Here is a 13,397-nt window from a genome sequence, read left to right as displayed (position 1 = left end):
TGGCACCGTTTGCCAGGTGAGCGAGCCAATGTCGGTGACCGTCCTGACAGGTGCGGGAATCTCCACGGATTCCGGGATTCCCGACTTTCGCGGGCCCCAGGGAGTATGGACGAAGGACCCCGCCGCCCAGGAGCTGTACACCATCGACAACTACCTGGCCGACCCCGACGTACGGCGCCGCGCGTGGATCGGCAGGCGCGAGCACGCCGCCTGGGACGCCCGCCCCAACGGCGGCCACGCCGCCCTCGTCGAGCTGGAGCGCGCCGGACTGCTGCGTGCCCTGGTCACCCAGAACATCGACGAACTGCACCAGCGCGCGGGCAGCTCGCCGGAGAAGGTCATCGAGCTGCACGGCACGCTCTTCCACGTCGTCTGCCTGTCCTGCGGGCTGCGCACGCCCATGCGCGAGGTGCTCGACCGGGTCGAGGCGGGGGAGGAGGACCCGCCCTGCCCGGAGTGCGGCGGCATCCAGAAGGCCGACACGATCTCCTTCGGCCAGTCGCTCAAGCCGCTCGTCATCCACGCGGCGCTGGACGCGGCGCGGTCCTGCGACCTGTTCCTCGCCGTGGGCACGTCGCTGACCGTGCACCCGGCCGCCGGGCTGTGCGGCGAGGCGATCGACGCCGGCGCCCGCCTGGTCGTCATGAACGCCCAGCCCACCCCCTACGACGACTTCGCCCACGAGGTCGTCCGCGAGCCGATCGGCCAGGCGTTGCCGGCGCTGGTGAAGGAGCTGGTTCATGCGGCCGGGTGACACCGTCGCCGTCGTCTCCCCCTCGGGGCCGCCCGACGCCGTCCGGCTCGCGCGCGGGGTGGCGCTGCTGGAAGGGCTCGGCGTGCGGGTCGTGGTGGGCGCGCACACGATGGCGCGCCAGAACCTTCCCTACCTGGCCGGCTCGGACGCCGCGCGCGCCGCCGACCTGCAGGCCGCCTGGTGCGATCCGGCCGTCACCACGGTGTTCTGCACCAGGGGAGGGTACGGCGCCGCCAGGGTCCTCGACCTGCTGGACTGGAACGCCATGCGGGCCGCCGGGCCCAAGACGCTCGTGGGGTCGAGCGACGTGACGGCTCTGCACCACGCGTTCCGGGCGGAGCTGGGGGTGGCGACGCTGCACGGGCCGATGCCGGCCTGCACGACGTTCTCCGACGAGGGCGGGCCGGAACCGGCGACCTGGGCGTCGCTGACCGGGGCGCTGAAGGGCGAGCCGTGGTCGGTGGCGGGCACCTCGATGCTGTCGCAGGCGTCCCCGGGAGCCGCCGGTCCGGTCGCCGGTCGGATCGCCGGTCGGATCGCCGGTCCGGTCGCCGGGGGGAACCTGTCGGTGCTGGCGTCGTTGTGCGGGACCCGGTGGCAGCCACGCTTTACCGGAAATATCGTGTTTTTGGAGGATGTGGGGGAGGCGCCTTACCGCATCGACCGGATGCTCACGCAACTCCTGCGGGCTGGGGCCTTCCAAGGAGTGCTCGGCTTTGCGCTCGGCTCCTGGGAGGAGTGCGGGGACCCGTACCCCGTTCTGCGGGAGCGGTTGCTGCCGCTCGGCGTCCCCGTGCTGGCCGGGCTTCCCGTGGGACACGGCACTCCGCAGCTGAGTATCTGGCTTGGTGCGCTTGGTGCTATCGATACCGAATCGTGCTCGCTGGCTGGTCAGTTCAGCGACGTCGACACGGCAAGGTAGGAGAAACACGCAGGGACGAAACCGGCATGAGGGGATAGAGCGCGTGAAATTCTTCAGGCGTGAGCCGTCCCGCCGCCGCCCTGAGGACGTGGACCTCGATTCGCTTCTCGCCCTGGTGGCGGACTCGCTGGGCTACGGCTGCGACTTCGCCGCCGACGGTGCCACCCTGACCCTGACGCCCGGCCCGGACGGTGGCGTCCGGTCGGCGTTCGACCTGGGCAGGGACACCCGGCCGATGCGTGACGGCCTCGTGCTGGTCCGGCTGACCGGCCTGCGCAGGGAGGCCGGTCGACGGCCCCGCGAGGACTGGCCCACGCTCGTCTCCGAGCACCTCGGCAACGCGGTCTCCGGCGACCTGGTCGACTTCTGCGACCTGGACCAGGTACGCACGCTGCTGCGGACCCGCGTGGAGGCCGTGGACGCCGTCGAGGACCTGACCCGCGTCGTCGGCCGCCACCTGAACGGCGACCTGGTGGAACTGCTGAGCGTCGGCCCCCGCCTGATCCGCCCGGAGGAGGCCGGCTGCTGGCCGCTGCCGTCGGCCAAGGCGCTCGAACTGGCCTCCAGGAACGTGCGCGAGGGCGAGCGCCTGACCGTCGAGTCCATCGAGCTGTCCGGCACCCCCGTCACCCGCCTGACCGGCCCCTCCCCGACCGCCCCGACACACCTGCGCTGGCTGCCCGACTACCTTCCGGTGCCGAGGGACGGGGTGCTGGTGGTCCTGCCCGACCCGTACACGCTGCTGGTGCACCCGGTCAACGGCCTCGGCGTCGTGCGCGCCATCGAACGGCTGCGCCTGCACGCCGCGCGGACCGACGGCCTGAGCGACCAGGTGTACTGGTGGCACGAGGGCCGCCTGACCCATCTGCGGGCCGACATCGTGCTGCACGAGGGCCACGCCCGCCTCGTGGTCACCCCGCCCCCCGACTTCGCTCAGGTCCTCGCCCGCCTGGCCGTCTGAGCCCGCGTTCCGGCACCTTCCGCAGGGGATGACTCCCCGATCCCTTAATTTCCTACCAAATGTGTGGGATAGTAGCGAGGGTGAGCCACGAGCGGACCACTCCTCTGAACGCGGCCATCCTGGCCGGACGCTGGATCAGGTCGGCGGGGTCCGACCACGGGCACGGGCGGCGCTGGCGGGCCAACCCGGACCACCGCGGCCGCGCGGCCGTGGGATCGGAACCGGCCTCCCTGTACGCGGGCGCCGCCGGCATCGTGCTGTTCTTCCTCGACCTGGCCGCCGCCACCGGCCACGAGGCGTACCTGGAGGAGGCCCGCCAAGGCGCCCGGTACCTGGCCGCCACCTGGCGGCAGCAGCAGGACCTCACGCTCTACCACGGCCTGGCCGGGACCGTCTTCGCGCTCACCGAGGCCGGATGGGTGCTGGGGGAGGAGCGGCTCGAAGACGAGGCGCGGGCCGCGGCCGGCCACATCGTCGCCAGGGCCCGCCCGCTGACAGGAGGGCTCGGCTGGTCGAACGACCCCGCCCAGCGGGGAGACGGCGGGATCGTGCTCGGGCTGCTGCGCGCCGCGGCCATGCTCGGCGTGCCCGCCTACGAGCGGGCGGCGCTGGAGGCGGGCGAGCGCATCGCGGCGCAGGCGGTGCCGGGGCACCGGTTCGGGGACTGCCCCGGCATCCCGACCGACGCGGTCACGCCCGGCTTCTACAGCGGTACGGCCGGCACCGCCTTCCTCCTGGCCCGCCTGTACGGCGTCACCGGCGACGAGCGTTTCCTGGAGGCGGCCAGGCGGGGCTCGGGGTTCGTCAGGTCGGTGGCGGTGGTGACGGGCCACGCGGCGTACGTGCCGCACCACGTGCCCCACGGGCGCGGGCTGCACTATCTCGGCTACTGCTCCGGCTCGGCGGGCGTGGCCCGCATGTTCTACGAGCTCTACCGCGTGGCCGGCGATCCGGGCGACCTGGACTGGACCGAGCGCCTGGCCGCCGGGATCATCGCCAGCGGCGTGCCGTACCAGCAGACCAACGGCTACTGGAACTCCGCCTGCCAGTGCTGCGGGACGGCCGGTCTGGTGGAGCTGTTCGTGGGGTTGTGGGCGGCGACGGGGCGCGAGCCGTACCGGGAGTACGCGCGCACGCTCGCCGAGCACCTCATCGGACGGGCGACCGGGCACGACGGGCGGGGGAATCGGTGGTACCAGGCCTACCGGCGGCTGCGGCCGGGGGAGGTGAGCGCGGACACCGGCTACATGGTCGGGGCCGCGGGCATCGGGGCTGCGCTGCTGCATCTGGACGCGGCCGAGCAGGAGGGCGAGACGCGCCGGGTCATCCTGACGCCCGACAACCCCTTCCCGGCGATCCCGTCCCCGGCTTTCTCGCCTTGACAGAGGAGCTCCGATGACCTCCTTCGCCCCGCCCGAGGACACGCACCATCGGGGCCCCGCGTGACCCCCGCTCCCGCCGCCCGGGCGGCCTCATGATCCGGTACGGCCGCGCCGCCGCGGCGGCCGTACCGTTCACCCGGCGGGACGGGTCACGACAGGGCGCGGGCGGCGTGGACCAGGGGCACGTGGCTGAAGGCCTGCGGGAAGTTGCCGACGAGCCGGGCGTAGCGGGGGTCGTACTCCTCGGCCAGCAGCCCGAGGTCGTTGCGCAGCCCGAGCAGGCGGCCGAACAGCTCCTCGGCCTCCTTCTTGCGGCCCTGCAGCGCCATGACCTCGACCAGCCAGAAGCTGCAGGCCAGGAACGCGCCCTCGGCTCCGGCCAGGCCGTCGACGTCGTTGTCGGCGGCCACCGGGTAGCGCAGCACGAACCCGTCGGACAGCAGTTCCTTCTCGATGGCCGCCACGGTGCCGGTGACCCGCGGGTCCTCGATGGGCAGGAAGCCGATGAGCGGCATGAGCAGCAGCGCGGCGTCCAGCTCGGTCGAGCCGTAGGACTGGGTGAAGGTGTTGCGCACGGGGTCGTAGCCCTTGTCGCAGATCTCCGCGTGGATCGTGTCGCGCAGTTGCCGCCAGCGTTCGAGCGGGCCGACGCGGCCGAACTCCTCGCAGTAGCGGACGGCGCGATCCAGGGCGACCCAGCACATGATCTTGGAGTGGGTGAAGTGGCGGCGCGGGCCGCGTACCTCCCACAGGCCCTCGTCCGGCTCGTCCCAGTGCTCCTCGACATAGGCCAGCAGCTCGCGCTGGATGGACCAGGCCCGGTCGTCGGCGCCCAGGCCCATCTTCCTGGCGACGAACAGGCAGTTCATGACCTCGCCGTAGACGTCGAGCTGGAGCTGGTTGACGGCGCCGTTGCCGATGCGCACCGGGCGGGAGTCCTCGTAGCCGTCCAGCCAGGTGAGCTCCAGCTCGGGCAGGCGGCGCTCGCCGGCCACGCCGTACATGATCTGGAGGTCCTGCGGGCGGCCGGCGATCGCGCGCAGCAGCCACGCGCGCCACGCGCCCGCCTCCTCGATGTAGCCCGAGCTGATCATGGCCTCAAGGGCGAGGGTGGCGTCGCGCAGCCAGCAGAAGCGGTAGTCCCAGTTGCGCACGCCGCCGATGTCCTCGGGTAGCGAGGTGGTGGGGGCGGCCACGATGCCGCCGGTCGGCGCGTAGGTGAGCGCCTTCAGCGTGATCAGCGAGCGGACGACGGCCTCGCGGTGGGGGCCCTCGTGGGCGCACCTGGCCACCCATTCCGTCCACATGGCCTCGGTCTCGCTGAGCTGGCCCTCGGCGGAGATCTGGGGAGGCATCGGCTCGTGCGAGGGGTGCCAGGTGAACACGAACGGCAGCCGCTGGCCCTCGCGGACGGTGAACGTGGCCCGGTGGGCGTAGTCGCCGCCCTTGAGCGGGACGGGGGAGTGCAGCCAGACCGAGTCGGGCCCGCCGATGGCCTGCAGGTGGCCGTCGCTGCGGCGCACCCACGGCACGATGCGGCCGTAGTCGAAGCGGACGCGCAGGTGGGTGCCCATCTCGACCTCGCCGGAGACACCCTCGACGATCCGGACGACGTCGGGGTTCTTGTCACGCGGCGGCATGAAGTCGATCACGCGGACGGTGCCGGTGGGGGTGTCCCACTCACTTTCCAGGATGAGCGTGTCGGGGCGGTAGCGGCGTCTGGTCGCCGGGTTCCTGCCGGTGGGGCCGAGCCACCAGTGCCCGTTGCGGTCGCCGCCGAGCAGGGCGGAGAAGCACGACGGTGAGTCGAACCTCGGTAGGCACAGCCAGTCGATGGAGCCGTCTCTGCCCACCAGGGCCGCCGACTGCATGTCCCCGATCATCGCGTAGTCCTCGATCCGCATGGGACCGACGCTACCCGCCCGCGGGGTGGTCCCGTGGAAGCTATCGATCATGTCGCGTCATGTCCGTCAGCTTCCACGGGAGGTTCAGGGGGTCTCCCTCGTCAGCGGGAACCAGCGGGTGAACATCTGCGTGAGCGGGCCGATGGCCAGGGCGAAGACGAGGGTGCCGAGGCCGAGCGTGCCGCCGAGCAGCCAGCCGACGCCCAGCGCGGTGATCTCGATGAGGAAGCGGCCGAGCCGTACCGACAGGCCGAGGCGCATGAGGCCGGTCATGATGCCGTCGCGCGGTCCAGGACCGAGACCGGCGCTGATGTAGAGCGCGGTGGCCAGGGCGATGGTGACGACGGCGGTCAGCAGGTACGTCCAGCTGAGCGCCCAGTGGCCCGGGGTGGGAAGCAGCCAGAGGGCGGCGTCGGCGAACAGGCCGAGGAAGACGACGTTGCTGATCGTGCCGATGCCGGGCTTCTGCTTCAGCGGGATCCACAGCAGCATCACCAGCGCGCCGACCGCGATGATGATCGTGCCGATGGTCAGGCCCGTCCGGAGTGCTACGCCCTGGTGGAAGACGTCCCACGGGCTGTTGCCCACGCCGGACTCGATCTGGAGGCCGATGCCGAGGCCGTACAGGGCCAGGCCGCCGTAGAGGCGCAGGAGACGGGACGGGAGGGAACCCACGGTAGGGACGGACATTTCGCTCATAGTGGTCTCATGGTGGCAGGGGATTGGGTTGCGCCAAAAGGGCCAATCGTGAAAAGTGGCCTTATGAGGTTCTTGAGTGCGGCGCAGGTCGCGAGGCTCGTCGCGGTGCCGCGCGACGCCCGGCCCTACTACCGCGCGCTGGCCGGCGCGGTACGGGCGCGCATCCTGGACGGCCAGATCCCGGTCCGCGTGCGCATGCCCGCCGAGCGCCATCTGGCCGAGCAGCTCCGCGTCAGCCGCACCACCGTGACCTCCGCCTACGACCTGCTGCGCGAGCAGGGCTACCTCGACAGCCGCCAGGGCTCGGGAAGCTGGACGGAACTGCCCGACCCGGCCACCACCGTCGACAACCCGTGGCTGTCCACGGGCGACGACGGGCTGCTCCAACTGCACTGCGCCGCCCCCGGCGCCCCCTCGCACCTGCGCCAGGCCATGCTGGAGGCGGTCGACGACGTGGGCCGCTACGGCATGGGCAACGGCTACGACCCGATGGGCCTGGCCGTGCTGCGCGAGCGCATCGCCGCCCACTACGGCGCCCGCGGCCTGGCCACCCGGCCCGAGCAGATCCTCGTCACCACCGGCTCCCAGCACGCCATCCAGCTCGTCATGGGCCTGCTCGTCGGCTCCGGCGACACCGTGCTCGTCGAGTCGCCCACCTATCCGCACGCCATCGACGCCGCCCGCCAGCGCGGCGCCAGGATCGCGCCGGTCGGCATCACCCACGCGGGCTGGCAGGCCGACCTCGTCGCGGGCGCGATGCGGCAGTCGGCGGCCAGGCTCGCCTACCTGATGCCCGACTTCCAGAACCCCACCGGGGCGCTCATGGACGACGCCACCCGGGCGGCGGTGGTGGGGGCGGCCCGCCGTACCGACACCATGCTGCTCATCGACGAGACCTGGGCGGAACTGGCGATGGAGGAGGTGCCGGGGACCGCGCCGATGGCCGCCTTCGACACCGACAGCCGCGTGATCACGATCGGGTCGGCGTCCAAGCTGTGGTGGGGCGGGCTGCGTATCGGCTGGATCCGCAGCACCGAGGCGCTCACCCGGCGCCTGGCCCTGCACCGCGCGGCCGTCGATATCGCCAGCCCGGTGATGGAACAGCTGATCGTGGCACGGCTGTTCGACCGGATGGAGGAGACGCGCGCCGAGCGCCGCCGCACGCTGCGCGCCTCGCGTGACGCGCTCGTCGCCGCGGTGCGCGCGCACCTGCCCGAGTGGAGCTTCACCGTCCCGCGTGGCGGCGGCACCCTGTGGATACGGCTGCCGCGCGGCAACGCCATCGCCTTCGCCGAGGCCGCGGCCACTCACGGGCTACGGCTGGCGCCCGGCCCCTGGTTCGGCCTGGAGGGGACCCTGGAGTCCTACGTGCGCCTGCCGTTCACCCAGCCTCCGGCGGTGCTGGCCGAGGCGGCCCGCATGCTCGCGGCCGCCGACGCCCGCGGCCCGGTCGGCCCCCGCCCGGCCGAGACGCTCATCCCGATGGTCTGACTCCTGGAGCGTGGACGGCGAAACGCCCGGCCCCTCGGGACAAGAGGGCCGGGCGTTCCGCTTGCGCTGTGACTAGTGGCGAATGACCCGCACCCAGTCGGTCGCGGCCGAGCCCTCGAGGTACCTGCTGCCCTCGAAGACCGCCTTCCACGTGCCGGAGGTCCAGGCGCGGGCCCCGGTGTGGAAGTAGCCGCCGTTGTCCGTGCGGACCGTGTCGACGTAGTGCCAGCGGCCGGAGTAGTTCGGCTTGAAGAGGATCGTGATCCGCTTGCCGCCGAGCCAGTACCAGCTGCCCTCACGGCAGTGGTCGGCGTTGAACACCTGCACGTAGCCGTTGATGTAGTCCTCGTCGCACTGCACCGAGAGCTTGCCCTCAAGGCTCAGGCGCGAGCCCTTCCAGACCGGCTCCGGGTTGGCGTCGAACGACAGGCGGGTGTTGCCGCCGTCGCCGTAGTCGCCGGTGTCGAAGCCGAGGCCGGGAGGTTCGGCCATGGCGGGAGTGGCGGTCGCCAGCACGGCGGTGCCGAGCGCGGCAGCAGCTGCCGCGGCCGCGAGACGTCGCATCATCTAAGAAACTTCCTTCCCCGTCGAGACGTGCTCCGGGACAGAACACGTCTACGCCAATGACGCGCAAAGGCAGGGAAAGGTTGCCGCCAGAATGATCACGATTCGGCAACGACCGTTAAAGCGAAGGTCAAGGACGATCTCCGATGTGTTCGACAGAGGAGAGTTCCGCGGCGTAGTGACCGGTGCCCGGGAACCGGGCCCGCCACTGCCCCCTCGCCGGGCCCAGCACGGTCTTGCCGAACTTGCCCAGCTCCGAGGTGGTCGCCACGGCCTCCTGCCTCCACGGCGACTTCTCGTCACGGCGGTGCAGGATCTCCATGCGCTGGTTGCCGAACGGGGCGTAGTCGGTGAAGCCCATCGGGTCCACGCGGGTCAGCACGCCGCGCAGCCGTACGGCCTTCGTACCGGCCACCTTGGTGGCCTGCACCGAGGTCAGGCGGGTCTCCTTGCGCAGCTTGAACGACTTGTGCGCGGTCACGGTCCTGCCGTCGGGGCTCGTCGCCGTGGCGACGATCGTCCAGGTGCCCGACGGGTAGTAGCGGGTCAGGCCCTTCTCGGGCAGGAAGCGCCAGGTCTGCCAGCCGTCGCCGCGGCGCATCGGCCCGGCCATCTCCTCGTGCCACTGCGGAGCCTGCCCCGGTACGGCCAGCCCGGGTGCGGGCGGCAGCGGCGCGGGCAACGGCGGCACCTGGGAGGGCACGGCCGACGGCAGCACGGAAGGCGCCGCGGACGGCAGCGCGGACGGAAGAGCCGACGGCACCGCGGACGGCGCGACCGAGGGCACGGCGGACGGAACGGCGGACGGCGCGACCGACGGGAGGACGGACGGCGCGGCGGACGGGACCGCGGTGGGCGCGGGCAGCGGCGGCGGGGTCACCGGCGGCGGATCCACGGGGTCCACCGGAGGCGCGGGCACCCCGTCCGGTGGCGCGCCCGGGTCCACCTTGACGGTGACCCCTTCGCGGCCGTCCACCCCCTGGGCGACGACCTCGATGATGAGGCGGACCGATCCGGTGGGCCCGACCACCGGATCGGCCGGACGTATGGTGATCTCTCTGATGGCGGGCTCGCTCGCCGCGTCGGCCACCGGCACGGGTACCGCGAGGGCCCCCGCCGCGAGCGAAGCCAGAAGGACTCTACTGGTCATGATCAAGACGGTAGGAACCATCCGGTAATGGCCAGGGGTAGGACACACGCCCCCAACGGCAAAAGCCGTCAGTCCACGTAAAGCCCCTCGATGACGTCGGCGTACTTGGCGTGGATGACGCGCCGCTTCAGTTTCAGGCTCGGCGTGAGCTCCGCCGTCTCGGCCGTCCACTCGCTGCCGATCAGGGCCCAGCGCTTGACCTGCTGCACCCGTGCCAGCTTGGCGTTGGCCGCCTCCACGGCCCGTTCGACCTCCTTGAGCACCTCGCCGTTCTGGGCCAGCTCGGCCAGTGAGGAGAAGGCGATCCCGCGGGCCTGCGCCCACCCGGGCGCGAGCTCGGCGTCGAGCGTCAGGACCGCCACCGGGTGCGGGCGGCCGTCGCCGTAGGCGAGCGCCTGGCCGATGAGCGGGTGTTCCTTCAGGTGGCTCTCGATGTTGGCGGGCGAGATGTTCTCGCCGCCCGCGGTGATGATGAGCTCCTTCTTGCGGTCCACGACCCGTACGAAGCCGTCCTCGTCGATCGAGCCGATGTCGCCGGTGTGCAACCAGCCGTCCTCGTCGATCAGGGCCGTGCTCTCCTCCGGCCGGTTCAGGTAGCCGCCGGTGTTGAGCGGGCTGCGGGTGAGGATCTCGCCGTCCTCGGCGATGCGGATCTCGACGCCCGGCTCGGCCCTGCCGACGGTGCCGAGCTTGTAGACGGCCGGGCTGTTGCCGGTGAAGGCGCCGGTCGTCTCCGTCATGCCGTACACGTCGATGACCTTCAGGCCGAGGCCGGCGAAGAAACGCTGCACCTCACCGGGCAGCGGCGCGGCGCCGGTCGCGGTCCACTGGGCCTGGTCGAAGCCGATCATCGCGCGGACCACCGACAGCAGCGCCTTGTCGGCCTGGTCGTAGGCGGCCTGGATCTCGGGGGTGATGGTGCCGCCGTGCTGGCCCGCCTCGACGTAGGCGACGCCGGCCGCCATGGCCTGCCGTACCTGCTGCTGCTGTTCTTCCGGCTGGGTGGCGAGGACGGCCTGCAGGCGCGCCATCATCTTCTCCCACACGCGCGGCACGCCGAAGAACATCATCGGCCGGACCTGCCCCAGCGTGGCGCCGAGGTTGGCCAGGTCGGTGCAGAAGTAGACGTGCGAGACCTTCATCAGCGGCAGGTAGAGGCTGAGGACGCGCTCGGCGATGTGCGCGTAGGTCAGGTAGCTGATCTGCGTGCCCTGGACGGGCAGCGTGGTGAGGCGGTCGGTGGAGGCCACCTCGTAGAAGACGTTGCGGTGGGTGAGCGGCACGCCCTTGGGCATGCCGGTGGTGCCCGAGGTGTACAGGACGGTGACGGTGTCGTCGGCGCGTACGGCCTGCCAGCGGGCGTCCACGGCGGCGCGACCGGCGGCCAGAGCGCGCTCGCCGAGCGCCAGGAAGTCCGCCCACGGCAGGAAGCGCTCGTCGCCCTCGGGCGCGCCGTCCAGCACGATGATCCGCCGCAGCTCCGTGAGCTGGTCCAGGACCGGCATCCAGCGGTCCACGTCGGCGGGCCCGCCCAGCACGGCGTAGCGGGCGCCGACGTCGGCGGCCACGAAGGCGATCTGCTCGGCGGCGAAGGTCGAGTAGATGGTGCAGCCCACGCCGCCGGCGTGCACCGCTCCGAGGTCGGCGAGCACGTGCTCGCCGCGGTTGACCATCATCAGCGCCACGGCCTCGCCGGGCTCCAGCCCGAGCTCCGCGAACGCCGCCGCGATCGTCAGCACCCTCTCGCGCGCCTCGGCGTAGGTGAGCGTGCGCCAGCCCTCGCCCTCGGGGTCGGAGTAGGCGGGGGAGTCGGGATGGTCCGCGGCGACCTGTCTCAGCTGCTCGCACACGGTACGGCCGGCGATCTGCGACTCGATCTCGGCCCGTACCTCAAGGACTTCGGCCATGGCGCCCGCCTCCAGTCAGTATTCACTTGCACGAGTGGGATGCATCGCACCACACGCGGGGGGAAGCGGCAAGACCCTGTGAGACAGCTTCACGAGAGCGGTCACGTAGAGTGTTGGATCACATGCACAACGTGTCGTTCGGGGGGCGCGCATGAGCAGCAGCGGCAGGACGTTCTTCGGCCATCCCTGGGGTCTGGCCACGCTCTTCGGCACCGAGATGTGGGAACGTTTCAGCTGGTACGGCCTGCGCGCCATCCTGGCCACCTTCCTGGCCGCCTCCCCGGCCACCGGCGGCCTCGGCATGACCGAGGAGACCGCCCAGGCCGTCGTCGGCGTCTACGGCGCGCTCATCTACCTCGTCGCGCTGCCCGGCGGCTGGGTCGCCGACCGCATCCTGGGCGCCCGCAGGTCGGTGTTCTGGGGCGGCTTCGTCATCATGCTGGGCCACATCAGCATGGCCATCCCGGTCCAGGGACCGGTCTTCATCGCGGTCGGCCTGCTGCTCATCATCACCGGCACCGGCCTGCTCAAGCCCAACATCTCGGTGATGGTCGGCAAGCTCTACCCCGAGGGCGACGACGGCCGCCGCGACTCCGGCTTCTCGCTGTTCTACCTGGGCATCAACCTCGGCGCCTTCTTCGCCCCGCTGGTCGTGGGCTGGCTGGCCGCCGGCGACCGCTGGCACCTGGGCTTCGGCGCGGCGGCGGTCGGCATGGCGCTCGGCCTGGTGCAGTACACCCTCGGCCGCAAGCAGCTGCGCGGCGTCGGCGACCGGCCCGGCGAGCCGCTGACCCCGGCGGAGCGCACCAAGGTGCTGCGGCTGACGCTGGTCAGCGTCGTGGTCGTGCTGGCCGTCCTGGCCGTCTGGATCGCCAGCGGCACCTTCGACCTCGACCGCTTCACGCTGGTCGTGACCATCGTCATCCTGGCCGTGCCGATCGTCTACTTCCTCTACGTGCTGCGCGGCCCCCACGAGCTGACCGCCGACGAACGCTCCAAGATGAAGGCCTACATCTGGTTGTTCGTCGCCGCGGCCATCTTCTGGATGATCTACGACCTGGCGCCGAGCAAGCTGCTGTTCTTCGCCCAGAACAACACCGACCTCAACCTGCTGGGCGTGCCGATCCAGGCGGCCACCACCCAGTCGTTCAACCCGCTGTTCATCATGATCTTCGTACCGGTCTTCGCGGCGCTGTGGCTCAAGCTCGGCAACCGGGTCAGCACGCCGCAGAAGTTCGCGTTCGCGCTGATCATGGTCGGCCTGAGCTTCGTCGTGATGGCGCTGGCCGCCAAGCTCGCCGAGAGCGGCAAGGTCAGCGTGTGGTGGCTGGTGCTGGTCTACCTCATCCAGGTCTTCGGCGAGCTGTCGCTGAGCCCGGTCGGGCTTTCGGTCACGACCAAGCTCGCGCCCGCGGCCTTCAAGGGCCAGATGCTCGGCGTCTGGTTCATCGCGGTCTCGGTCGGCGACGCCGTGGGCGGCCAGACCGGCAGGCTGAGCAGCGTCATGTCCGACACCACGTACTACCTGGTGCTCGCCGCGATGGCGATCGTCGCGGGGGTGGCGCTGTTCATGTTCGTGCGCAAGCTGAGGGAGATGATGGCCGAGCACGACACGCCGACGATGCCCCCGATCCGGTAAAACATCCACCGTGTCCGAAATTCT

The 13,397-nt window shown here is 71.5% G+C and carries 11 protein-coding genes; 6 read left to right on the top strand and 5 right to left on the bottom strand.

Annotated features, from left to right (window positions below; all coding sequences use genetic code 11):
* The first annotated feature begins 28 nt into the window (after positions 1-28).
* The 4 genes from ACFWYW_RS45895 (at position 29) to ACFWYW_RS45880 (ending at position 4,019) form a co-directional block, all read left to right on the top strand.
* A complete protein-coding gene (locus ACFWYW_RS45895; RefSeq protein ID WP_379617788.1) occupies positions 29-754 on the top strand; it encodes an NAD-dependent deacetylase in 726 nt (241 codons plus the stop codon).
* The gene (locus ACFWYW_RS45890; RefSeq protein WP_379617728.1) at positions 741-1,676 is read left to right on the top strand and encodes an LD-carboxypeptidase; all 936 of its coding nucleotides are present in this window, start codon (positions 741-743) and stop codon (positions 1,674-1,676) included. Before ACFWYW_RS45895 ends, ACFWYW_RS45890 begins: the two co-directional genes overlap by 14 nt.
* A gap of 43 nt (positions 1,677-1,719) precedes the next feature.
* Positions 1,720-2,637: a hypothetical protein gene (locus ACFWYW_RS45885; protein WP_379617730.1), complete on the top strand. Its 918-nt coding sequence runs from the start codon at positions 1,720-1,722 to the stop codon at positions 2,635-2,637.
* An 80-nt stretch (positions 2,638-2,717) separates the two neighbouring features.
* Positions 2,718-4,019, top strand: coding sequence for a lanthionine synthetase LanC family protein (locus ACFWYW_RS45880; RefSeq protein ID WP_379617732.1), 1,302 nt, complete (start codon positions 2,718-2,720; stop codon positions 4,017-4,019).
* Between the two features lie 149 nt (positions 4,020-4,168).
* Here ACFWYW_RS45880 and ACFWYW_RS45875 read toward each other — a convergent pair whose 3' ends face one another.
* Both ACFWYW_RS45875 and ACFWYW_RS45870 read right to left on the bottom strand, forming a co-directional pair.
* The gene (locus ACFWYW_RS45875) at positions 4,169-5,923 is read right to left on the bottom strand and encodes a glycoside hydrolase family 15 protein (protein ID WP_379617734.1); all 1,755 of its coding nucleotides are present in this window, start codon (positions 5,921-5,923) and stop codon (positions 4,169-4,171) included.
* An 84-nt stretch (positions 5,924-6,007) separates the two neighbouring features.
* A complete protein-coding gene (locus ACFWYW_RS45870; RefSeq protein WP_379617736.1) occupies positions 6,008-6,613 on the bottom strand; it encodes a YitT family protein in 606 nt (201 codons plus the stop codon).
* A 72-nt stretch (positions 6,614-6,685) separates the two neighbouring features.
* Between ACFWYW_RS45870 and ACFWYW_RS45865 the strand changes: the two genes are divergently transcribed.
* Positions 6,686-8,113 carry a PLP-dependent aminotransferase family protein gene (locus tag ACFWYW_RS45865; RefSeq protein ID WP_379617738.1) on the top strand — a complete coding sequence of 476 codons (1,428 nt, stop codon included), beginning with the start codon at positions 6,686-6,688 and terminating at the stop codon, positions 8,111-8,113.
* Between the two features lie 72 nt (positions 8,114-8,185).
* On the opposite strand, the gene ACFWYW_RS45860 is transcribed toward ACFWYW_RS45865, so the two are convergent.
* The 3 genes from ACFWYW_RS45860 to ACFWYW_RS45850 all read right to left on the bottom strand — a co-directional run bounded on the left by ACFWYW_RS45860 (position 8,186) and on the right by ACFWYW_RS45850 (position 11,734).
* The gene (locus ACFWYW_RS45860) at positions 8,186-8,680 is read right to left on the bottom strand and encodes a hypothetical protein (RefSeq protein WP_379617740.1); all 495 of its coding nucleotides are present in this window, start codon (positions 8,678-8,680) and stop codon (positions 8,186-8,188) included.
* A 127-nt stretch (positions 8,681-8,807) separates the two neighbouring features.
* Positions 8,808-9,827, bottom strand: coding sequence for a hypothetical protein (locus tag ACFWYW_RS45855; RefSeq protein WP_379617742.1), 1,020 nt, complete (start codon positions 9,825-9,827; stop codon positions 8,808-8,810).
* 68 nt (positions 9,828-9,895) lie between these two features.
* On the bottom strand, positions 9,896-11,734 hold the full coding sequence (locus ACFWYW_RS45850) for an AMP-dependent synthetase/ligase (RefSeq protein WP_379617744.1): 1,839 nt from the start codon (positions 11,732-11,734) through the stop codon (positions 9,896-9,898).
* Positions 11,735-11,885: 151 nt separating this feature from the next.
* On the opposite strand from ACFWYW_RS45850, the gene ACFWYW_RS45845 reads away from it, so the two are divergent.
* A complete protein-coding gene (locus tag ACFWYW_RS45845; RefSeq protein WP_379617746.1) occupies positions 11,886-13,373 on the top strand; it encodes a peptide MFS transporter in 1,488 nt (495 codons plus the stop codon).
* Positions 13,374-13,397: the final 24 nt, after the last annotated feature.

The organism is Nonomuraea sp. NPDC059023 (genome assembly GCF_042740095.1).
Lineage (GTDB): Bacteria > Actinomycetota > Actinomycetes > Streptosporangiales > Streptosporangiaceae > Nonomuraea.
The sequence above is the reverse complement of the archived record's forward strand: the minus strand, read 5'-3'. Positions and strand labels throughout refer to the sequence as shown.

Bases quoted from the DNA above. Each gene is read 5' to 3' on its own strand.
- ACFWYW_RS45895 (WP_379617788.1), top strand. From the start codon at position 29: ATGTCGGTGACCGTCCTGACAGGTGCGGGAATCTCCACGGATTCCGGG.
- ACFWYW_RS45890 (WP_379617728.1), top strand. From the start codon at position 741: ATGCGGCCGGGTGACACCGTCGCCGTCGTCTCCCCCTCGGGGCCGCCC.
- ACFWYW_RS45875 (WP_379617734.1), bottom strand. From the start codon at position 5,923: ATGCGGATCGAGGACTACGCGATGATCGGGGACATGCAGTCGGCGGCC.
- ACFWYW_RS45870 (WP_379617736.1), bottom strand. From the start codon at position 6,613: ATGTCCGTCCCTACCGTGGGTTCCCTCCCGTCCCGTCTCCTGCGCCTC.
- ACFWYW_RS45865 (WP_379617738.1), top strand. From the start codon at position 6,686: ATGAGGTTCTTGAGTGCGGCGCAGGTCGCGAGGCTCGTCGCGGTGCCG.
- ACFWYW_RS45860 (WP_379617740.1), bottom strand. From the start codon at position 8,680: ATGATGCGACGTCTCGCGGCCGCGGCAGCTGCTGCCGCGCTCGGCACC.
- ACFWYW_RS45855 (WP_379617742.1), bottom strand. From the start codon at position 9,827: ATGACCAGTAGAGTCCTTCTGGCTTCGCTCGCGGCGGGGGCCCTCGCG.
- ACFWYW_RS45850 (WP_379617744.1), bottom strand. From the start codon at position 11,734: ATGGCCGAAGTCCTTGAGGTACGGGCCGAGATCGAGTCGCAGATCGCC.
- ACFWYW_RS45845 (WP_379617746.1), top strand. From the start codon at position 11,886: ATGAGCAGCAGCGGCAGGACGTTCTTCGGCCATCCCTGGGGTCTGGCC.